The organism is Barnesiella intestinihominis YIT 11860 (genome assembly GCF_000296465.1).
In the GTDB taxonomy this organism is placed as follows: Bacteria; Bacteroidota; Bacteroidia; order Bacteroidales; family Barnesiellaceae; genus Barnesiella; species Barnesiella intestinihominis.
In genome coordinates, this window is the sequence record NZ_JH815204.1 from 277604 (window position 1) to 299845 (window position 22242).

The 22242-nt window shown below is 43.6% G+C and carries 20 protein-coding genes and 1 tRNA gene; 11 read left to right on the forward strand and 10 right to left on the reverse strand.

Annotated elements, in window-relative coordinates; translation table 11 throughout:
- The 3 genes from HMPREF9448_RS05945 to HMPREF9448_RS14160 are packed head-to-tail and all read left to right on the forward strand — an operon-like array spanning nucleotide 1 to nucleotide 1551.
- Nucleotides 1-435: a phage holin family protein gene (locus tag HMPREF9448_RS05945; protein ID WP_008861698.1), complete on the forward strand. Its 435-nt coding sequence runs from the start codon at nucleotides 1-3 to the stop codon at nucleotides 433-435.
- Between the two features lie 43 nt (nucleotides 436-478).
- Nucleotides 479-1063, forward strand: coding sequence for an N-acetylmuramoyl-L-alanine amidase (locus HMPREF9448_RS05950; protein WP_008861699.1), 585 nt, complete (start codon nucleotides 479-481; stop codon nucleotides 1061-1063).
- Nucleotides 1060-1551 carry a DUF6808 domain-containing protein gene (locus HMPREF9448_RS14160; RefSeq protein WP_008861700.1) on the forward strand — a complete coding sequence of 164 codons (492 nt, stop codon included), beginning with the start codon at nucleotides 1060-1062 and terminating at the stop codon, nucleotides 1549-1551. The genes HMPREF9448_RS05950 and HMPREF9448_RS14160 overlap by 4 nt, the downstream gene beginning before the upstream one ends.
- A gap of 386 nt (nucleotides 1552-1937) precedes the next feature.
- Here the strand turns inward: HMPREF9448_RS14160 and HMPREF9448_RS05960 are convergent, their stop codons facing one another.
- The gene (locus HMPREF9448_RS05960; protein ID WP_008861701.1) at nucleotides 1938-2357 is read right to left on the reverse strand and encodes a very short patch repair endonuclease; all 420 of its coding nucleotides are present in this window, start codon (nucleotides 2355-2357) and stop codon (nucleotides 1938-1940) included.
- 82 nt (nucleotides 2358-2439) lie between these two features.
- Between HMPREF9448_RS05960 and HMPREF9448_RS05965 the strand changes: the two genes are divergently transcribed.
- From HMPREF9448_RS05965 to HMPREF9448_RS06000, 7 genes are all read left to right on the forward strand, one after another.
- Nucleotides 2440-3498, forward strand: a complete 1059-nt coding sequence (locus tag HMPREF9448_RS05965; RefSeq protein WP_008861702.1) for a DNA cytosine methyltransferase — start codon at nucleotides 2440-2442, stop codon at nucleotides 3496-3498.
- Nucleotides 3495-5150: an ATP-binding protein gene (locus HMPREF9448_RS05970; RefSeq protein WP_008861703.1), complete on the forward strand. Its 1656-nt coding sequence runs from the start codon at nucleotides 3495-3497 to the stop codon at nucleotides 5148-5150. Before HMPREF9448_RS05965 ends, HMPREF9448_RS05970 begins: the two co-directional genes overlap by 4 nt.
- Nucleotides 5151-5736: 586 nt before the next feature.
- On the forward strand, nucleotides 5737-6024 hold the full coding sequence (locus HMPREF9448_RS05980) for a hypothetical protein (protein WP_008861705.1): 288 nt from the start codon (nucleotides 5737-5739) through the stop codon (nucleotides 6022-6024).
- A complete protein-coding gene (locus HMPREF9448_RS05985; protein ID WP_008861706.1) occupies nucleotides 6021-6251 on the forward strand; it encodes a hypothetical protein in 231 nt (76 codons plus the stop codon). The genes HMPREF9448_RS05980 and HMPREF9448_RS05985 overlap by 4 nt, the downstream gene beginning before the upstream one ends.
- A gap of 62 nt (nucleotides 6252-6313) precedes the next feature.
- A complete protein-coding gene (locus HMPREF9448_RS05990) occupies nucleotides 6314-6505 on the forward strand; it encodes a hypothetical protein (RefSeq protein ID WP_008861707.1) in 192 nt (63 codons plus the stop codon).
- A gap of 116 nt (nucleotides 6506-6621) precedes the next feature.
- The gene (locus tag HMPREF9448_RS05995; protein ID WP_008861708.1) at nucleotides 6622-10755 is read left to right on the forward strand and encodes a phage tail tape measure protein; all 4134 of its coding nucleotides are present in this window, start codon (nucleotides 6622-6624) and stop codon (nucleotides 10753-10755) included.
- Entirely contained in the window at nucleotides 10752-12506 is a 1755-nt protein-coding gene (locus tag HMPREF9448_RS06000) for a hypothetical protein (RefSeq protein ID WP_008861709.1), read from the forward strand. Before HMPREF9448_RS05995 ends, HMPREF9448_RS06000 begins: the two co-directional genes overlap by 4 nt.
- On the opposite strand, the gene HMPREF9448_RS06005 is transcribed toward HMPREF9448_RS06000, so the two are convergent.
- The 8 genes from HMPREF9448_RS06005 to HMPREF9448_RS06040 all read right to left on the reverse strand — a co-directional run bounded on the left by HMPREF9448_RS06005 (nucleotide 12503) and on the right by HMPREF9448_RS06040 (nucleotide 19843).
- Nucleotides 12503-13549, reverse strand: a complete 1047-nt coding sequence (locus tag HMPREF9448_RS06005) for a tyrosine-type recombinase/integrase (RefSeq protein ID WP_198283346.1) — start codon at nucleotides 13547-13549, stop codon at nucleotides 12503-12505. The genes HMPREF9448_RS06000 and HMPREF9448_RS06005 overlap by 4 nt on opposite strands.
- A gap of 291 nt (nucleotides 13550-13840) precedes the next feature.
- Nucleotides 13841-13913 (reverse strand) — tRNA-Glu (locus tag HMPREF9448_RS06010).
- A gap of 116 nt (nucleotides 13914-14029) precedes the next feature.
- A complete protein-coding gene (locus HMPREF9448_RS06015) occupies nucleotides 14030-15391 on the reverse strand; it encodes a TrpB-like pyridoxal phosphate-dependent enzyme (protein WP_008861711.1) in 1362 nt (453 codons plus the stop codon).
- Between the two features lie 249 nt (nucleotides 15392-15640).
- Nucleotides 15641-16219: a superoxide dismutase gene (locus tag HMPREF9448_RS06020; protein WP_008861712.1), complete on the reverse strand. Its 579-nt coding sequence runs from the start codon at nucleotides 16217-16219 to the stop codon at nucleotides 15641-15643.
- Between the two features lie 139 nt (nucleotides 16220-16358).
- The gene (floA, locus tag HMPREF9448_RS06025) at nucleotides 16359-17333 is read right to left on the reverse strand and encodes a flotillin-like protein FloA (protein WP_008861713.1); all 975 of its coding nucleotides are present in this window, start codon (nucleotides 17331-17333) and stop codon (nucleotides 16359-16361) included.
- Nucleotides 17334-17337: 4 nt separating this feature from the next.
- A complete protein-coding gene (locus HMPREF9448_RS06030; protein WP_008861714.1) occupies nucleotides 17338-17853 on the reverse strand; it encodes an NfeD family protein in 516 nt (171 codons plus the stop codon).
- Between the two features lie 18 nt (nucleotides 17854-17871).
- Nucleotides 17872-19326, reverse strand: a complete 1455-nt coding sequence (locus HMPREF9448_RS06035; protein WP_051008898.1) for a tetratricopeptide repeat protein — start codon at nucleotides 19324-19326, stop codon at nucleotides 17872-17874.
- A 28-nt stretch (nucleotides 19327-19354) separates the two neighbouring features.
- Entirely contained in the window at nucleotides 19355-19843 is a 489-nt protein-coding gene (locus HMPREF9448_RS06040) for a YcxB family protein (RefSeq protein WP_008861716.1), read from the reverse strand.
- A 234-nt stretch (nucleotides 19844-20077) separates the two neighbouring features.
- Between HMPREF9448_RS06040 and HMPREF9448_RS06045 the strand changes: the two genes are divergently transcribed.
- Nucleotides 20078-20446: a DMT family protein gene (locus HMPREF9448_RS06045; RefSeq protein WP_008861717.1), complete on the forward strand. Its 369-nt coding sequence runs from the start codon at nucleotides 20078-20080 to the stop codon at nucleotides 20444-20446.
- A gap of 733 nt (nucleotides 20447-21179) precedes the next feature.
- Here the strand turns inward: HMPREF9448_RS06045 and HMPREF9448_RS06050 are convergent.
- Nucleotides 21180-22217, reverse strand: coding sequence for an alcohol dehydrogenase (locus HMPREF9448_RS06050; protein ID WP_008861718.1), 1038 nt, complete (start codon nucleotides 22215-22217; stop codon nucleotides 21180-21182).
- Between the last annotated feature and the right edge of the window lie 25 nt (nucleotides 22218-22242).

Consider the following 22242-nt stretch of genomic DNA (forward strand, 5'->3'; position numbering starts at 1 on the left):
ATGCAGGAGAGAAACGTATTGCAAGAAGTATTTACAGCTACGCTGACGCTGTTTACCGATCTGTTGGAGCCGGTGAAGTGGTTTATTCTCGCGGCCGTGTGCTTGATCGTGGCGGACTTGAAATTCGGCATCGAGGCAGCTCGGAAGCGAGGGGAGAAGATACGGACGAGTCGGGCGACTCGGCGGAGCGTGAACAAATTGGTGGATTATATTTGCTGGATATTGGTGGCCATGAGTTTCGGGAAAGTGTTCGGCGAACCTTTCGGATTGCCGATACTCCCGGCATTGGTGCTGTTGGTGGTTTACGGTTGCGAGATCAATTCGTGTTTCAACAATTACTTCGAAGCTCGGGGAAGTAAGTTACGCATCAATATCTTCAAACTGTTCAAGAATAAGAGCGGCGATGTGATCGAACCGGAGAATAGAGACGAGTAATCGTCTTTCGAAAGACAGTCCATTATATAAAATCTAAAAGAAAATGAAGGTGATTCTAGACAACGGACATGGTCGGGACACAGCGGGAAAGAGAAGCCCGGACGGAAGGTTAAGGGAGTATGCCTATGCCCGTGAGATGGCCCGCAAGATAGCGCAGGATTTGAAACGACAGGGTATCGATGTATCCTTGCTCGTTCCCGAAGATACAGACGTTCCTTTGAAGGAGCGTGTGGAACGAGCGAACCGAATTTATGCGGAAACTGGCAAGCAGGCTATACTCGTATCGATACATGTCAATGCCGCCGGTAACGGTTCGACATGGTTTTCGGCCAGAGGGTGGAGCGTGTTCGTCGATCCGGCGGCATCGCAAGACAGCGAGCGGCTTGCGACGTCCATAGCCGAAGCCGCCGGAAACATCGGCCTGACGGTACGCATGGAGACGGGCGGCCGCAATTATTGGGTAAGTAGCCTTTACATCTGCAAACACACGAATTGCCCGGCCGTATTGACAGAGAATCTTTTCCAAGATAACCGGGAGGACGTGGATTATCTTTTGAGCGATGCGGGCAAGCAGGCGATAGTCCGTTTGCACGTAAAAGGAATTATCGATTATCTGAACTCGTTATGAAAACATTGCCCTGGCTTCTCGTCGGTATGCTTCTCGTTGTCGCTTTTTGGGGCTGGTTACGCCCCGTCGATACCGCTCCCGAGGGAAATCGGGAGAAAGACACCGCGACGTTTGTCGATACGATTCCCTACTTCGTCCCGGTTCCCCGGGATAGCATAGTAGTGAAATATGTCATTGCACGACTTCCGTCCGCTGTCGATGATAGTGTCGGGAGCCATGCAGTCGACACCGTACATCGGAGCGATAGCGTTGCGGTCGCTATTCCCATTACGCAGAAAGTCTATGAAGACAGTACCTACCGAGCCTATGTGTCGGGGTATCGTCCGAGACTCGACAGTCTGTTTCTCTTTCCGAGGACGCAGATTATCACCGTTCGGGAGAAGCCCCGCAGGTGGAATATCGGAGTCGGAGCCGGTTATGGCCTTACCCCGCGAGGTTTCCAGCCATTCGTCGGGGTGACGGTTAGCTATACTCTTTGGGCGTTCTGATAGTTGTTTTTAGTTAGAATGAGCGATGCAGTCTGCTTGTGAAAGCGGGCTGCATTTTTTTATAGATACGCCTCGATACCGGGCTTTTGTACATATTCCGCTATTTCGAAATACGGAATCTGCTTTTGTTTTTCAGGGCAGTAGGGGGCACTTCCGACTGAAAGAAGGAAAAAAAATTCCTTTTTGAACCCCTAAGAGCTTATTTTTTAGGGTATTAAGTTTTTGAAGGCTGGAAAAAGTGTGGGGATTTGAAAAAAATATAGAAATGAATATGTTTCAAAAAATTGATTTTCAGATTTTTATAATTAAAATCGTAATATTCTATCGAGAAACGAACCGTTTTGTTTCCCAAAATAGTGCGGTCGTCGACTAGGGCTTATTCAATTTTAGTTTTGGTTTTTGATTTCGTCGAAGAGTCTGGATAATCTATCGTTTCTTTTGGCGATAGTATTTATTTCGCATTGCCAAATTACTATCACATGCCACCCTTTTTCTTTTAATTCTTCGATTTTACGGGAGTCTCGTTCTATATTTTTTTCTATTTTAGGAATCCAATAGTCGGTATTGCTACTGGGTCTATGACCGGCGCGACACGAATGTCCGTGCCAGAAGCAACCGTGAATGAAAATGGCTGTTTTATATTTTTTCAAAACGATATCGGGAGAGCCCGGCAAACTTTTGAAGTTCGTCCTGTATCTTAGGCCTCTTGAAAATAGATATTTACGAACTTGTATTTCGGGGCGAGTATCTTTTCGCTTGACTTTCGACATTATTTCGGATCGTTTCTCTTTACTGCAAGAATCCATAATTATATAAAAATTATTCTATTTTCAAACTCTTTCCCTATCTTTGTACAAAGATAGACACTTTGAAAGAAGAATGGACGATATGTCGAAACAAAATCGAATAGGGGTAATCGACCTGTTCTGCGGGATAGGAGGATTGAGCTATGGATTGAAACGCAAAGGGCTGAAAATCATAGCGGGATTCGATGTCGATAAGACTTGTAAATTCGCATATACTTATAATAACGAGGCCGAATTTTTCGATACGGATATTACACGAGTGACCGATGAACGGATTCGATCTCTTTTCGGGAATCATGAGATCAAAGTTTTAGCGGGTTGTGCTCCATGTCAGCCGTTTTCTTCGTATTCATTCAAGCATAAGGAAAAAGACCCGAATAAATACGATTTATTGTATGAATTCGGGCGATTGGTCGACGGTGTCGAGCCGGATATCGTTACGATGGAGAATGTAACGCAGATCGCTCGTTTTAAGTTAAAACCGGTTCTACAAGATTTCGTCGAGCTGTTAAACGAAAATGATTATCATGTAAGTGTAAACGAGGTTTATTGTCCCGATTACGGAATACCTCAGACGAGAAAAAGATTAGTGCTTTTGGCTTCTAAATTCGGAGATATAGAATTAATACCTCCTACGCATACTCCCGACGATTACGTGTCGGTAAAGTCCGTTATCGGCGATTTACCAGAGATTGAAGCCGGAGAAACGGATAAGAACGACCCGTTGCATAGAGCCAAGTCGCTTTCTCCGTTAAATCTCTTACGCATTCGAAGTACCCCCTATGGTGGAAGTTGGAAAGATTGGCCGGAAGAGTTGAGATTGAAATGCCATAAAACAGATGCCGGGAAGTCGTTCGGAAGCGTGTACGGTAGAATGGTATGGGAGTCGCCTGCACCTACGATGACGACACAGTGTACAGGGCTAGGAAACGGCCGATTCGGACATCCTTCGCAAGATCGTGCTATATCGGTCAGAGAAGCCGCATTGATACAGACTTTTCCTAAAACCTATAAATTCTTTTCCGATGAAGAGCGAGTCTCTATTACTAAAGCATCTAGGTATATCGGGAATGCTGTCCCTCCGAGATTGGGAGAAATAATAGCAGAAAGTATAATTAACCATATAATAAAAATATTATGAAAACGTACACTTTTAATATATCTCTTAGTATCCTTAATCATTTAGGACGAAATTTATATAGGAGTTTTATAACTGTATTGGGGGAAGCTATTTCAAACTCGTGGGATGCTGATGCTACTAATGTAAATATTTGTGTGGATAAGGAGAAAAATATTCTTGTTATTCAAGATGATGGGAAAGGGATGACAGATTATGATTTTCAGAATAAGTTCTTGAAAATTGGGTATTCTAAGCGAAAGGGTAATATAATAAAAACAGACTCGGGCCGTCCTTTTATTGGAAGAAAGGGAATTGGGAAATTAGCATTGTTGTCTTGTGCCAAAAGAATAACAGTAATAACAAAGACTGAGAATACAGACATAGTTGGAGGTGTTATTGATAATTCTGGTTTGGATGAGGCTATAAAAGATGATGTTTCGGCAAATGAGTATAATCTTATGGAACCATCAGAAAGGATAATAGAGGAATATACACGAAGTTTGTCCCATGGGACTGTAATTGTATTTGAGGAGATCAATGATGGCATAAGGAATAGAGTCGACTATATACGAAAATTGGTCGCTTTGTATTTCCGATTTTCTTTATTGGATCCTAATTTCAATATAGTATTAAATGATAAGAAAATCAGTTTGGAAGAACTGAATGAGCTTGTAGATAATACGCAACTTTTATGGGAAATAAATAGTCCTAATGATCCATATTTAAAAGATTATTTAAAAAATCGAAATTCATTAAAACGAAATGTGAATCTAAAAGTAGATGCGATTGGAATAAATGGTTTTATAGCATCTGTGGCGAAACCTTCGATGCTAAAAATTCGAGGCTCAGAAGAAAAAGTGAGTATAGACTTATATGTTAATGGGCGGATCAGAGAGAAGAACATATTAAAACACATTCCGACTGCAAGAATTGTTGAGAGTTACTTATATGGGCAGATTCATTATAATGAATTAGATGATGAAAATGACCGCTTTACGAGTAGTAGAGAGGGTATTGTCTCTGATGATCCCAAATTCTTGGGATTACTTCAAGAATTGGAGACGTTGTTAAAGAGAATTATAGAAGACTGGGATATTTGGCGCACAGAATTAAAGCAGGAAGGTGATTCGGAGAATACAAGAATTCCTCCGAAGGATAGAAAATCAAAAGAACTGTTTAATGAAATTTCGAAAGATTTTGTACCAGAGGGGACAAGTAATGCAAATAGGAAAAAGGTGGAGCAATGGATTGCAGAGTTAGATGAAGATGCAACATTTAATTTTACTTCTTATGGAGAGTGTTTTATTTCAGAAAACCTTTTGAGAAAGTATATTAGAGAAAAATCACTTGATTTAAGCGATAAAAAGAAAGAAATAGAAAAATGGAGGAAAACTGCTGAAAATGCAAAGAATTCAGCTAATATTAGTTTTGATATAAGGGAAGACGATAGTGATCTTTCGTATTTTTCAATGGACGATTTGACTTATTTGGTTGAACCAATATCTAAAGGAGACCTTAAAAAGGCTAGTTTACATCGAGATGCTCAAGAATATAAACCTATTAGAGACGCTATGGCCCATACATCAAGATTGACAAGAGCCGCGAAAAATAAATTGAATGCAACATATGAAAATATCAAGGCTAGGATAATTCATTTACTTAGTGAGATTTAAGATTAAATTTCTTTGGGCGTTGAATTCAATTTAAGGACATAATAAGTTTTATTTGTTATTACGAATATCGGCTGTCTTTCCTGTTCATTTTTTTGCGCTCGACGCATCAAGATGGTTTGTTTGGCGACACGGGAAATGGCAGCCGTTTTTCTGCCTGAAAATGCCAAACAAACCATCTTATGGACACTACAAAATCCATCGGGATTCAGGGGAAAATTTTCTCCGCCCGCACTGAACGACAGAATTCTGCGTTCGAAAACTATCTTATCCGTTTTTTTGAAAAAGAGCTCGAAGTGAAGCTTACCCGCCGGGAGATGTGGCGAAGCGTTTCTTTTTTCGCCCGATCTCTTGCTTTTCTCGAAAAGAACCCCCATCTTTGCAATGCACTACATTTGAAACAGGCGACGAGGTTCGCCAACAAAGCCGTTGGCATTTTTTGTGTCCATCGGTCAATTTATAGTTCCGTCCCGTGTGGAGCGTTAATGCGCCCACTGCCTGTTTCAGGTGTAGTGCAACGGGGAGCGGAACTTTTTTTGTCCCCTCTCCGTGTTTATATTTTATTTATTCATTTTAATGCACTACAAAAATGAAAAGAACAGTCGTGTTGCCTGTATCGCAGACAAAAGAAGGCCGTAAAACGTCGGCCTTAGAGAAATCCCTCATTCGATTTTTCGAACGGGAGCTCGAAGTAAAGCTCACCCGCCGTGAAATGTGGCGAAGCGTCCGTTTCGTCGCTTCGTTGTTTGTCTTGTTGCTCGCCCTGTCGACCGGCGAGCCCCTGTTGGCCTTGCCGGTGCTCGCATTGGCAGCTTACGCCTATCGGGGCGTTGCCGACATTACTTCCCGTTTTACGGAGAAAGGAGGTGCGCGATGAAAAGCCATACGATCGAGTTCACCCGCGACGACCTGGTCGTTCGGATCACCCGCTACCCGGCCGAAGAACCGGGGAAATCGCCGTCGGTAGAGATAGAGGTCGAATCCTCCGGATTGCCCCGGTCGTTCGTATGGTTCGACAGGGAGCCGCAGTTGTTCGCCTTCAAAGAGATGCTCGAAGAATATATCGAGACGTTCCGGCCGACGAAGGACGAGACCGCGCGATAATTTTTTGCTCCCGGCTTGCGAATGCCGGGAGTTTTTCGTATCTTCGAAGAAAAGGAGGAAATATGTTTATAATCGAGGCCTTAGGATTTGTGATCTTGTTCGTGATAATTATAGCTCTTGGAGCATTCACGGCGGCTAGCGTTGTATTGTCGTACATATATTGGATCGTGGTAGCTGCTTTTTCGGTCACGGCGATAGCCGCTCTTTGCAGTCGCCTCGTTCGCTTTTTCAAAAGGAAAGCTCGTCGTTCGTAAATCGTTGTTGTAGAAATAGAATTCTTATCGGAGCCTCGGGAAATCTTCCCGAGGCTCTTTTTGTGTCTTTTTCCCTCTCGCCGGGAGTAGCCATATTCGTGAAAAATTAATCGGATATGAGCAATTACGAAACATCGGCCTCCATCACCTTGGAGGTGAACGGCAAGAACGCGGAGGATCGCTTGAAGGCTCTTCGGCAGAGAGCCGAGGATCTGGAAAACGCTTTGGCCCGTGCCCGGAATACCGGAGACAAAATCGAGATGAACAAGCTCCAAAAGGAGCTGAAAAAGACGAATAAGGAGATTAGGGAGATGTCGTCGTCGGCTCAGCAAGCCGAGAGCGTCATGCGCCGTCTCGACAGGGCTACCCCGAGAGAGCTCTCTAAAACGCTATCTACCCTCCGGAAGCAGCTCGACAATATCGAGCGGGGATCGGCCGCATGGAATGCCCAGATAGAAAAAATCAAAGCGGTGCAAAGAGAATTGAACTCCGTAAAGGGTTCGATGAAAGAACATGAGTCGTTGTGGTCCCGGTTCGCCAAAAAAATGTACGACTGGGGAAGCGCCCTTACGATGTCCATGGCCGCGATATCCGGCTTGACTATTACCGGCAGGCGGGCTGTACAGAGTTATGCGGACATGGAAGGCGAAATGGCGAATGTGCGCAAATTCACCGGCATGACGACGGAAGAGGTCGAGCGACTGAACGAATCGTTCAAGACGATGGATACACGCTCGTCTCGCGAGCAGCTCAACAAACTTGCCCAAGAGGCCGGGAAACTGGGAATCGCCTCGCAGCAGGCGGTTATCGAATATGTCGAGGCGGCCGATGTGATCAACGTCGCCCTCGACGAATTGGGAGAGGGGGCGACCCGGGATATCGGAAAACTTTCGTCGATTTACGGCGATGCCGAGAGAATGGGCTTGGGAAAAGCCATGCTGGCCGTGGGCGCTGCCATCAACGAAGTCTCCCAAAACTCCACCGCTTCGGCTTCTTATTTGGTAGATTTCGAGAACCGTATGGTCGGTGTGGGTAAACAGGCCGATATGAGTATCCCTAAAATCATGGGTTACGCTTCGGTGCTCGACCAGAACGCCCAGCAAGTAGAGATGTCGGCCACCGCTTTGCAGGGCATTATCATGAAAATGTATCAGGATCCGGGGAAACTGGCCCGCATAGCAGGCATCGACGTGAAAGAGTTCGCCCGGCTGGTGAGGGAGGATGCGAACGAGGCTTTGCTGCAACTGCTCGACACCCTCGGTAAGGCCGGAGGCATGCAGGCGCTGGCTCCGATGTTCGACGAGATGAAGCTCGACGGATCACGGGCGGCCAGCGTGTTGTCGGTGCTGGCCGGGAATATCGAATCGGTTCGGAGAGAGCAAAAGCTGGCTCAGGAAGCATTTGATGAAGGCACATCGGCCATTACAGAGTTTAATGTCCAAAATAATACGGTGCAGGCGCAGCTCGACAAGGCCAAAAAGTCGTTCAACGAGTTATCGGTCGAGCTCGGGAAAGATCTGCTTCCTGTCATGCGCCATGCGATTACCGGTGCGTCGGCCTTGCTCCTGGTATTTAAGGAGGTTATCTCCGTTATGAAAGAGAATAGAGCCTTGATCGTCTCTGTGGCGGCCGGTATAGCCGGATATACGGTCGCCGTGAAAGCGAGTACCGTCGCTCAAAATCTTTGGAATGCGACGCAGAAGGCCGGAAATTCGATTGCGGCGACAGGGAGAGGTATCGTTCTATTGCTCAGATACGCCTATTTTAGATTAGAAGGTCAGGTCCGCAAAGCCGATGTCGTGATGAAGGCCTTCAATCGTACGACCAAAATGTCGCCTGTCGGGATATTGGTAGGAGCCTTGTCGGCCGGAGTCGCAGCCTTGCTTTCCTATCGGGAAAAGATGAAATCTGCTCGTGAGGCGGCGGCCGAGGCCGCCAAAGCCGAGCGGGAATACGAGAAAAGCATCACCGATGTCTCGGAAGCTGCCGCCTCGGCATCGAAGGAGGAACTCGCACGTTTGCAAGCATTGTATCGGGCAGCCGTCGACGAAGCCCGATCGAAGGAAGAACGAATCGAGGCAGCCCGCCGGTTGCAATCGCTCTATCCCGATTATTTTTCCAAAATGTCGACCGAACAAATCATGTTGGGAGACGCCAAAGCCAAATACGATGAATTGACCGATTCGATTCTGAAAAATGCGAAGGCGAAGGCCGCGGCCGATTTGATAAAGAGGAATGCCGAGCAAATCGTTGAGATAGAACAATCCATGCCGGAGTTGGAGAAAAACGCTGTCGATACGGACATAGCCTATGACCGGGCGAAGAAGCGGAGGCAGGAATATATCGATAGATACAACATAAGCCCGTCGGCCATGGGAGGCGGTTATGCGCAAGATCAGTCGGCGCTTTTGTCGAATGTCATGGTAAGGAAATCGGCTCCCGGAACCGACGATGAACGGAAGGCGGCGGAAGCAGCGTGGAAAGCGTATGCCGAAGCGAACGACAAGCTGACTAAGCTGCAAGCGGCCAATAAGAAACTGGCCGAGGAGTACGGTATATCTTTGACCGATGTGTTCGCCGGGCAGGGAGACGGTGGAAATATGAGTTCTGTTTCTGCTTCCGGTAGTGCGGGGAAAAGCGGGGAAAGAAATAAGTTTCAAGCAGAAGACGACTGGCTGTCGATCGAGAAGTCGAAGGCTCTCGCCGGCTATGCTACCGGATTGATGGATTACAACGAATATATCGAGAAAAAAGCAGAGCTCGATAAACAGTATCTTCTCAAAAAGTTGCAGAACGCAGAGGCCACGGAAAAGGAGATAGCCGATATCGTCGGCGAGCTCGACAAACTCACTGAAAAGGAGGTGACACAGCGGAATAAAGAGCAATTCGATGCCGCAAGAGAGGAGATAGAAGCCGAACGCCGGGAACGCGATGCTGCCGATACCGACAGTTATATGCGAGGCCGAATTTCGGAAAAGACTTACCAGCGAATGAAATTCGAGTCGGAGATAGCATATCTCAACCGGCTCAAAGAGTTGTATGCCGAGGGTAGCCAGGAGCGCGCCGAGATTGAAAAACAGATTACCGACAAACTGCAAGCCGACAAGCTGGCCAAATTCGAGGAGACGCAAGACAGGCAGAAGACTCTTTATGAGGAGTATTTCAAAGGGATATCCCTTATGTCGGCCGAAGAGAGGGAGCAGCAGTATCGGCTGCAAATCGATTCTCTGAATGCCTTGACGAAGAAGATGCTCGACGCGGCCGGAAACGACGAGGCTAAAAGGCAGAAAATCATCGAAGCCTCTGCCATCGCCGAAAAGGCATTGAAAAAGCAGTATTTCGAAGAGACTACGGAGGAGAGTTTCAATGCCATGGAGAAAGCCAACGCCGAGCTGGCCGAGTGGTTGCAAAGCGACGGCGGGAAAGCCGTGACCGACTCTTTCGGTATGATCATGTCGGGAATGTCGGCTATCTTCTCGCAAATATCCTCGATAGTCCAGTCGAATATGGAGATGGAGACCGCCGCCATCGAGAAACGCTACGACAAAGAGATTTCGTTGGCCGAAGGAAATACTTACAAAGTCAAGAAGCTCGAGCAGGATAGAGAGAATGAGATAGCCCGGGCAAAGAACGAAGCGAACCGCAAGATGTTCGCCATGCAGGTGATCCAAGCCGTGGCGCAGACTGCTCAGAACGCTTTGGCCGCTTATGGCTCAGCTGCGGCGATACCCATCGTCGGATATATCATGGCTCCTATTGCGGCGGCCATGGCCGTAGCTGCCGGCGCCGTGCAGATCGCGGCTATAAAGAAACAGCAACAGGCCTCCGAAGCGCAGGGGTATGCCGCCGGCGGATTCACCCGCCCCGGCCCGGTGGACGAGCCGGCCGGTATCGTCCATGCCGGCGAGTGGGTCGCCAGTCAGAAACTGGTGACTTCGCCGGTAACGCGTCCTATCATCGATGCCCTCGAATATGCGCAGCGAACCAACACGATCGGCTCTATCCGTCGAGTGTCTGCTCTCCCCGCGCCGATTAGCTTACCAGCCCCTTCGCCTGATGGAGGAGGAAACTCCCCGGACACAGGCGTATTGCTCGCCACATATTTTGCGGTTCTCAAAAAATTGGGTGACCGACTGGACGAGCCCTTCGTCACGGTCAACACGGTTACCGGCGACCGGGGCATCAAGAAGGCTCAGGACGAATACGATCGTTTGATCAGAAACAAAACCCCTAAATCACGCAGGAAATGAAAATATTCGTAGAGGGTAAAGAGGCTTTCTTGAAGAAAGGAACCTCCTTCGAGTTTATCGCTGAAAACAGGCTTTTCTCTGGTTCCGACGAGTACACCTTGTCTATCACCTTCCCCATAGTCGATTGTCCTCGGAATCGGGCGATATTCGGGCTTTTGTATCGGAAAGATGTCGATATCGAAAAAGTGAACTTCGCCTGTGAACTACGGGATACCGATTTCTATAAAATGGGGGTTCTCGCTATTGTCGAGGTGTCGCAATCCGAAATCAAAGGGCAATTCCTCGATGGAATGAGCGCCCAAAACTTCATCGGTGATTTCGACGAAATATACATCAACGAACTCGACTTGGGCGATTATGAGTATGTGAATATGAGTAATACACCTCCAGAATGGCTTTGGAGGAGCATCGACCGCATGAAAAACTATATATCTTTGCCCTGGGTCAACAACTATTCGGGGAATATACAAAATGAGGTCGTATATGAAAATGGCACTTATAAATGGCATCCGGACACCAAGGGGGTATCGTTTCAGCCATATTTGCTATTCATCGCAAAACAAATTTGCGAGGTATTAGGTTATAGTTATGATTTCGGGGAATGGGAGAGGTCGACATATCGTCATCTCATAGTCTGCAATTCGCTCCCGTATGCCTGGGATATGCCCCAAATAGCAAAAGCCCTTCCTCACTGGACTGTGACAGAGTTTTTTGAACATTTGGAGAACTTTCTGTCGGCATTTATTGACGTTGACCATAGGGGCAAGACAGTGACATTCCATTTCATCGCTAATGACTCGGATTTCAATACCAGTATAACCCTTAACCATGTTGCCGACGATTTTACGGTAGAGGTTAGCTCCGAGGGGGAATCTTCATACAGGGGAGTATCTACTTTGAGATATTCCGATTGCGACCATGAAATGTGGAAATTCTACTCGTGTAACTGGTTGGTGGAAAATCATGAGAAGATGATTGTCCGATATGAGACTCTGAATGATTTAATCGAGGCCAATGAAAACTTGAAGGAGACCGTTGTCGGGGTTGAGTATCCTGATTCAAATTTGGGAAAAATCTTATATGTCGAGTCTTTGAATACCTATTTCGTATTTAGACCGGTAAAGATTATACCTCAGAGCTGTTATGATCCAGTGGCTGATACCTATTATGACCAGTATGTGAACATTCTTCAACCGATAAACCAGTTTGGAGAACGCATCGGTACAAATGAGGAAAGCGATAGCATAGAGATAGGGATTGTCCCCGCCTGGATAGATGACACAGAAACCAGTAAAGGGCAATGTCTGTTTTTAGAGCTCGACTTCAATGATGGAGAAACAGATGGCAATTCTGAGTATTTACCGATAAGTCTACTCGAATCTGGGGAGAGTGAAAAAAGTGGGGCATACTTCTCTCAACTTTTTGTCGCATTCTGGGACGGTACGAATTATTTCAAAGGGCTGCAGCCGCGTCCAATTATCGACAAAATATCTACGAATGAAGACTGGACTTATGTTGAGACTGGGTATAGCATGCGTCTAAATAGGGATCCTAGCGACCTTTCCTATTTCAACTCTCCGATCGACAGCGGCAAAAAATACAATTTCCAGTTTTTGGCGAACAAAATTCCGCCTGTGAGGGCTTTGTTCTTTATTCAAGGTAAGCCGTATATCTGTGAAAAAATCACGGCCACATTCACGGAATATGGTATGTCGCAGCTCTTGAAGGGGACGTTCTATCGAACCGATTAAAGAGTCCCGTCGAGGTCGAGAATGGCTTTATCGGCATTGTCTCGGTGGCGGGTATATACATCGGTAACGGCCAGTGAGCTGTGTCTTGCCTGGTCTCTCACCGAGATGTTGCTCAGTTTTTTGTCCAGCATCTCGGTGATTCCTGTATCTTTTAGCGAGTAGAATGTGTAATCTTTGTCGAGTTTCAATTCTTTTTTCAGGCGGGTCCAGCGAATAGTTATGAGCCGTCGGTCTACTTGCACGTTGCCGGGCATGATGTTGTTTGAGAATAGGAAATAGTGAGGAGGGTAGTCGAATACCCCCAAGTCGAGCATGAACATCATTACCTTTTTCGGGATAGTTATAGTTTGTGTCGTTCTGTTTTTGCTGTCTTCGGACGGGATTGTCAAGGTACAATTCTTAACGTTGAAATATCGAAGCCTCAGCCGGGTCTGTTCGATGGGACGAATATAGCAGTAGTATAAGAGATAACACGATAAAAGAAAGTGTTTGTCGTTCGACATCAAATATTCGCTTATCTGTCGAATCACAGAGGGAGGAATAACTTTCCTCCTTTTCTGGAATAATTTTCGACTGAAAGGTTTTATGCCGGAGGCCGGATTCTCGTTCATAAGTCCTTTTTCTACGCAAAAGGAGCAAAAAGCTTTGAGAAAAGTGAGACAATTATTCCTATACTGAGGGGACAGTTTCAGTTCCAAGTGTATGTAATCGAGGAAATCGTTGCAAAATCGTTTGTCCAGCTGGTAGAGGTAGATGATGGGTGAGGTTCTCTGTTGATTATAGGCAACCAACTTTTTAATCTTTGATTCGTGGCTGATGTATGTCTCTTTTCTGAAAATCCCATCGGAGTACATCTTCTTGTTATTCTCCACATATCGTTTGATGGCATCATCAAACGATATCGCAACCTTAAATTCTTTCTCGATCCAGGGATTCCACCCCCGGATAAGTTGTTGGTAAAGCCGGATAATCAGACCTGCAGCATACTCCCGCCTCTGTTTCTTTGTCGCCAATCGGTTTATCTTTATTCGCTTCCTTCTCATTTTCCCTCTAACTGGGTCGAAAGCGTAAAACTCAACATACCAGGCAGGGTCATTTTCACGAAGCCTTGGGTATGTAAAACTTATTATTTCGTCGATTGTGGATTTTTGTGGCAGATTGTCAATGTTAAAATCAATCCGCGCGGGAATCGTATTTTTAAGCATTTTTTTATTTAACGAATCTGGGGTGATTCGCTAAACACGAGCGGGCTTTTGATCCGTATTAGCCCTGTTTTAGGGAAGAAAAACCTCAAAAGCTTAATACGTAATCTTTTGAGGTTTCATTCCTTGTTGTAGCGATTCCGGGAATCGAACCCGAGTCTCAACCGTGAGAGGGTTGCGTGCTAGGCCACTACACTAAACCGCCGTTCGCTTTTTGAAAAGCGATGCAAATATAACCGATTTGTTTTTATTGAACAAACTTTCGGTATGAAATTTTTTCAGTGTCTCGAATAAGATTGTTATTGTTTTGAAGATGAATGACTAAATTATTTTTTCTAACTCCTTGATGTTTTTAGCTATTTCTTCTTCTGGTAAATTGTAGTTCAGAAGGTCTCCTGCTAAATATTGGTCATAGGCAGCCATATCGATGAGCCCGTGGCCGGATAGATTGAAGAGGATGCATTTTTCTTTTCCCTCTTCTTTTGCTCTTAATGCTTCTTGTATAGTGGCGGCTATTGCATGAGAAGATTCCGGGGCAGGGATAATTCCTTCGCATTGAGCGAATAATGTAGCTGCTTTGAATGTATCGAGTTGTTCTATGTCCACGGCTTCCAAGAGGCCATCTTTTTTCAGTTGGCTGACGATTGTTCCTGCTCCGTGGTAACGTAGTCCACCTGCATGTATATTGGCCGGGGAGAAGTTATGTCCCAAAGTGTACATGGGCAGTAGAGGTGTATAGCCCGCTTCATCTCCAAAATCGTATTGAAAAATTCCTTTGGTCAATTTGGGACAGGAGGCAGGCTCGGCTGCGATTAACCGAATGTCTTTTCCCTCTTTTAATTTATGGCGTAAAAATGGGAATGAAATTCCCGAGAAGTTGGACCCACCTCCGAAGCAAGCGATGACAATATCGGGGTATTCGCCAGCCATTTCCATTTGTTTTTCAGCTTCTAGCCCGATTACTGTTTGATGTAAAGATACGTGATTGAGTACACTACCTAAAGTATATTTACAGTTGGGAGTACTCATTGCCAATTCTATCGCTTCAGATATTGCCGTACCTAAACTTCCTTGATAATTGGGGTGATCGGTTAATATTTTACGTCCTGCTTTGGTCGACATACTGGGTGAAGCAATAACTTGTGCGCCGAATGTTTGCATAATAGAACGTCGATAGGGCTTTTGATGGAAGCTCACTTTAACCATGTAGACTGCAAGTTCCAATCCGAATGCTTTTGCGGCTAAAGAGAGTGCAGCCCCCCATTGTCCTGCTCCGGTTTCGGTTGTGATGTTGGTTATACCTTGTTTTTTACAATAGTAGGCTTGTGGTATGGCCGAATTTAGTTTGTGAGAACCAACAGGGCTTACACTTTCGTTCTTGAAATAGATGTGTGCAGGAGTGGCCAATGCTTTTTCGAGCCCCAAAGCTCTGACAAGAGGAGTAGGACGCCATATTTTGTACATATCGCGTACTTCTTCGGGGATTTCTATCCATGCGTCGGAAGTGTTTAATTCTTGTTTACAGAGTTCTTCTGCAAAAATCGGATAGAGGTCTTCTACGGCTAGGGGAGATTTGGTTGCCGGATTTAATGGACTCATTGGCTTGTTGGGCATGTCTGCAATGACATTATACCATGCTTGTGGTATGTCTTTTTCTGCAAGGATAAATTTTTTTGTAGCCATTTTACTCCTTTGGTTTTTGTGATTTATAAAGTAAAAATAAAGTTTTTACATCTAATTGAAAAGTAAATATATGAATTTTTCATTAAATGTATAGAAAAACTATGATTTTTTTTGTCTATATGAATTTATCTTTGAATTTTTAAATGCAAAAAGAGACGCTGCTCACGCAGCATCTCTTTTTTAGAATTCATCACATTATGCTTATTTTAAAGTGCTAGATAGAGTTACGCTCACGCGCGACTATGCGAATTATAGATATCTTGATTCAACAACCGACCAATCGACGATTTTCCAGAGGTTGTGCAATTGCTCTGCTCGTCTGTTGCGATAGTCGATATAGTAGGCGTGTTCCCATACGTCGAACGTTAACAAAGGAGTAAGTCCTTTGGTCAAAGGAGTGCCCGCATTATTTTCTTTACTGATAACCAGATTTCCGTCTTTATCTTTGGATAACCAGACCCAACCAGATCCAAATAGAGTAGTCCCTGCTTGTTCAAATTCTTTTTGGAAGTTTTCGAAATTTCCCCACTTCTTATTTATAGCTTCTGCCAACTTCCCTTGTGGACTTTTTTTCCCATTCGGGGAGAATGTGAAGAAATAAAATATGTGGTTCCATGCTTGGGAGGCATTATTAAATAGAGCTCCGTCGGCTTCTTTGATGATTTCTTCGAGAGGCTTGTCTGCGAAGGGTGTTCCTTCGATAAGTTTATTTAGGTTATCGATATAAGTTTGTTCATGTTTACCGTAATGGTATTCTATCGTTTCCTGACTGATTACAGGGGCTAAATCATTAATACCATAAGGTAATGGAGGCAATTCGTAAATCATAATTATTTATTTTTCTTTGTTACTTATATAACAATCGTCGGACTAAAAAAGTTTCGTATATCTAAGTATTTTTTTTTCTGTTACTTGGAGTATACACATTTTTATAATGTCCGATTCATTCTCTAATTACTTGATTTCGTTATTTCTCGGGTTTACTCGATGGCTTGGCTATCGATTCACGCATGGCTGTGTCTGCCTCGACATTTTTCATTTTATAATAATCCATGATTCCGAGATTTCCCGAACGAAAGGCTTCCGCCATAGCTCTGGGAACTTCGGCTTCGGCTTCGATTACTTTTGCTCTTGCCTCTTGTGCTTTGGCTTTCATTTCTTGTTCGAGAGCGATAGCCATGGCCCGACGTTCTTCTGCTTTTGCTTGTGCGATGTTTTTATCGGCTTGTGCCTGATCCATTTGCAAGGTGGCTCCAATGTTTTTACCGATGTCGATATCGGCTATATCAATGGAGAGGATTTCAAATGCAGTTCCTGAATCAAGCCCCTTTTTCAATACTAGTTTGGATATGGAATCCGGGTTTTCAAGAACTTGTTTGTGGGACTCGGACGAGCCGATGGACGACACGATACCTTCTCCTACACGAGCCAATATGGTATCTTCACCTGCACCGCCGACTAGTTGACGAATATTTGCCCGTACTGTTACACGAGCTTTGGCTATTAACTGTATACCGTCTTTGGCCACGGCTGTAACCGGCGGTGTGTCGATAACTTTCGGGTTGACAGACATTTGCACGGCTTCGAATACATCGCGTCCGGCTAAGTCAATAGCGGTAGCCATTTGGAAGCCTAAATCTATATTAGCTTTCGAAGCGGATACGAGTGCGTGTACGACGCGTTCTACATGACCTCCGGCCAGATAGTGAGCTTCTAATTCATCACGCGTGATTGTTTTAAGTCCGGCTTTGTGGGCTTCAATCATAGCTCGAACAATGACTTGTGGCGGTACTTTTCTGATTCTCATCAAGAATAATTGGATAAGAGAGATTCTTACCCCCGATACTCGTGCCGAAATCCATAAAAGGAAAGGTACGAAGTAAAAGAATACAGCGAGTATGGCAATAATGCCAATTAGAAGAAATACGCTTAATCCTACCATAATTTTATTTTTGTTTAGAAGTGTTTATATTATTCCCTGTTTTTTCATTTTCTGTTTCTTTGCAAACAATGACTACCGTGGGTTCTATGCGGATTATTTTTACAGGTGTATCTTCGTCAATCAGTTCATTATCTGCGCGGGCTTCGATGGTGTGGATTCCCACGATGATTTTTCCCATAGGGTTTAGTCTACTTAGTGTTACTCCCATGTCACCGACTTTAATATCAGGGGTTATCGGGGAGGGTACTACCGAGCTTATTTCGGTATGCAGAGACATTTTGTCCAAGCTTCGGGATCGCATAAATCCTATGATGACAGCAATAGTAGTGACGGCTGCAATGAATAATGTTATTACAGCCCCATTTGTCCCGAAGGCCGAATAGGCATAGTAAATTCCACCTCCATAAAATAAGACCGAACATATACCTGCGATGGTAATTCCGGGAAGAAAGAATATTTCCAGTACCGCCAGAACTAGCGCTAATATTATTAGTAGTGTAACAGCTAATATATCAAACATATTTCTTAGATTTAGGTTCTATCTATGTTCCTTTTGCAAATTATCGAGTTCTATCTTTCGAGCCTGATTTTCGTAATTTTCCGGTTGAGGATAGAGTGTGAGTAGTTGCGATTCCAAATTTTGAATTTCGGACGATAGTCTTTTTAAAGTTGTGCCTTTCGATTTAGCATATTGAGATCGCAGTTCCGAGAGCTTAGTTTCTATTTGAATGATATTCTTACGTAATTCTTTGGACTTTACATATAGATTGCGAGCTTCAAGACTGACGAATTGGTCAAGTTTAGTATAATGGATTCCGTTACAAATTGCAAAGATGAAATCGGGGCGAGTCTCTTTTTGGGGTTCCTTGATATTGTCCAATTGTTGCAATAAATCGGTATAATCTGCATTTTCTGGCCAAGACTCTCGAATAGATCGAATCAGAGCTAGCGATTTGATATCGGTTTTGATTTCATCGATGTTATATGTTTGTTTGCTCTCATTCGGGATAAATAGATAGATTGTCACTTTTCCGGGAATTTGTTCTCTATCCGATACAAACCAACCGATGTTTAACATTTCGTCTATTGCCATCATGTAATCGTTGTATATCGAATTGAAAGGCATACCTACGTTTTCGGGTTTCAAGTAGGTGTTATTTTCAAGATTTAAACGGGTGATAAATATGTCGTATCCTCCGATCGAACCTTCTCCATTTGAGGCAAAGTAGAGTGTAACTCCGTCGTTGAGAAAAAATGGATAGGCTTCATCTTGTTCTGTATTGACACCATTGGGTAACGGTATGATGTCACTCCATTTCCCTTCTATCAGTTTATTTTTTGTACATAATTCATATCCTTTACCTTCAAGGGGATATCCGAAAAATACATTGTCTCCGCGTTGGGGAATATAGCCGATCGTGTTTTCGGGAATATCTATGCCTAGTGTTTTATTCGTTCCTATCCGTCCAGATTCGGGGGACATTTTGAAATACTTGAAAAACGAATCGGCATCAACTATCAAACTATCTATGATTTGTACCCGTTCGACATATTGCAACATTAATTTCGCTCTACGTGCACGAGCTATGGCTTTGCCGATAGAATCGGGTATTTGTTTTTTCGCTTTGGACAATGCAGCTGTATATTCTTCATAACTGCTTATGGCATCTTCAAAGCGGTATTGAGCCATATACATGTCTGCTAAATAGTGAGGCGATTCGAGAACTTTACGTTTAGCCCCTATTTTCAGATATTTTTCAGCTTCGTTATATTTTTTCTCGTGAAAAAGGCATACTCCATACCAATGGTTCAACGATCCATCATTGGGGCGGCGTTTCAGTTGTGCCTTGAATACAGGAGCGGCTTCTTTGTATTTACCGGCCTTGTACAACTCTCGTGCTTCGTCAAGCGTCAGTGCACTCGATGAGAAGATTGTCGAGAAGACAATTAGGACTGCAAATGAATATTTTAGAATTTGTCTGAACATTTTCATGTTTGAAAAATTGTACTCAAATATACAATTATTTTTTATTCTGAATGTTGAGAGCGAGAAAATTTTTTAAGAAGTATTCTAAATCGTCATTCGATTTGAACGAATTGTATGGTAAAATGAAAAAAATATAGTTTGATAAGTGGAAGATAATGTCTGTCGAGGTATAACGTATACGGGTAATTCGTTCCCATACTATGGATTCTGTTCGTCCATCGTCGAAAGTACAAGAAAGGCCGTTTTTGTTTATTTCGACTGTTTTTGAAAGTATGGACATACGGCAATCGGGGTGTAGAGCATAAGCGAACCACAGGTAAGAGATGATCATAGGAAATACCAAAAATAAAATGATAAGTCCTACATAAATAAATAGAGGGTTTTGAATGGATAGCCCCACGAGAAGGAGGAAAAAAGATAGAAGCCACCCCCAATTATTATGTAACCAGATTTTCAGCAGTCTGTTAAAATAGTATTGAGGAGATAACTGGTATGAAAAAGTTTCAATATGGGTTCTATTCATACAATGTTTTACTATATACTTTTACAAAGATAATATAATTGATGACAAAATCAAATTTTTGATTTTACCGAAGTATAGCCTATTTTTTATATTATGTGAATATAGAGATAATATATCGAGGGGAAATAATTTTTGAAGGGGACTTTTATTGTACAGCTTTTGATAAATTTGACCTATGAAATTTATTCTATTTACTGCTATTTCGTGTAACTTTGCACTCCAAAATAAGACGCAATGCAAGGATTATATTCGATAGGATTACTTATTGTTTCTAATGTGTTTATGACACTGGCTTGGTATGGGCATTTGAAATTGCAAGAAATGAAGGTTATCAATAATTGGCCGCTTTATGGTGTGATATTGCTTAGTTGGGGTATAGCATTGTTCGAATATTGTTGCCAAGTACCAGCTAATCGATTGGGATTTAGAGAGAATGGAGGACCGTTTAGTCTTATGCAATTAAAGGTAATACAAGAAGTAATAACCTTAATCATATTCACTTTATTTTCGGTCGTAGTTTTTAAAGGAGAGTCGTTGCATTGGAACCATATTGCGGCGTTCGGCTGCCTTGTTCTTGCCGTTTATTTCGTATTTATGAAATAAGCGATAATCGTATCGATTTAATGACTAGGTGTAATATAGGGTAGAGCTTTCCCGAAAGGTCGATTTTGTCCCGACCGATTATTTTGGAACAGATAAGTGCAGTAGAATCGAATGACTTTTATATTGTGTTCGTATCTATCCGATGGATATTCTTATTCTACAACTTGTTGTCCTAATTCTCGGCCTTGTGACGGGGAATATTTCGATTCCGTCATTACTTAGTCCTATAAATGAGGTTATTTCATTCTTCTCATTTTTAACAATGTACAATTCTACTTGTGAAGAAGATGTAAATAAAGACACTGGCGAGGTATAGTGTTATCAGAGTTAAACACATTGAGCCCGTCTACTGTATTTTAAAGGGCAAAATAACTAAATCGATTCAATATGCTTATTCCAAGCCAGCACAAACGGATCCAATTTAGGAACCTCTTTGGTAGCAATCCTGGCATTCTCACGTCCTACATCAAAGTTATGCTGGTATTTAAAAGTCGTTTCAGGCTTGGGTGTATCCTTTGAAGAACTTAAGTCTAAGTCTTATTTCTGAGTTTTAGTTATTGTAACATTAAGATCTTCACTTAGCCGAGTTTTATCTTGAGCAGAGCACTTGATAATGGAATCACGGCCCAAGAAATTATAGAATTTTAAGCCATTAAGTATCTTTTGTGACTAAAATCTATAATTTTAGAATACAATATCTTTTTACAAACTTATACAAAGACTCATCTTATTTTCAAACACTTCTTATCGCAACCTTGATAACTCCGTCCTCTCTATTTTCAAAGATACGGTAAGCTTTCTCAATTTCATTCAATGAAAAACGGTGAGTAATGAGCGGCGCGGTATCTATACGGCCCGATTCTATCAAGCGAAGTATCTCTGCACAATTACAACCGTCCACCCCTCCGGTTTTAAAGATAAGATTTTTTCCATACATATCGGGTAAGGGCAAAATTTGAGGTTTATCGTAAAGTGCCACGATCGTTACAATAGCATTGGGACGAGCACATTTCCAAGCCAAACGGAAAGTATTCTCGCTTCCCGCCACTTCCAAAACCACATCAGCACCGCCATGATCGCTATTTTTACGAACAAACTCCTCGCAATGTTCAGGAGTAGTTACCAATATGTCGGGATAATGTTCTTGCAAAAACTGTATTCTTTCCGGGGACTGCTCACAAACAATAATACGCCGGGGATTCTTTAACAAAGCGCACAATAAGGTACAAATGCCGGTAGGACCGGCTCCAATAATCAGAATCGTATCCTCCGATGTAATTTCCGAAATACGTACGGACCAAAAACCGGTTGCCAAAATATCGCCTACAAACAAAGCTTGTTCGTCGCTTACCGTATCTGGAATACGATTCAAACCTTGATCGGCATAGGGCACTCGAACATATTCGGCTTGACCGCCATCGATACGACACCCCAAAGCCCAACCGCCATTGGGATCCATACAATTATTGACACACCCACGACGACAGAAGAAACATTCGCCACAAAAAGTTTCGACATTTACAGTAACCCTATCTCCCGGCTTAATACCTATAACATCTTCTCCCACATCTTCTACGACACCCACCATCTCGTGCCCGACCGTTACTCCCGGTACGGCACGCGGCACGCTACCATGTTTGATATGGAGATCGCTGGTACAAATACTTCCAAGAGTCACCCTCACAATCGCATCGCGCGAATCTTTCAACCCGGGTTTCGGCTTTTCTTGCAATTCAAACTTACCGGGTTTAACGTATGTATATGCCAACATAATATTATCCTTATCATTTTTCAAA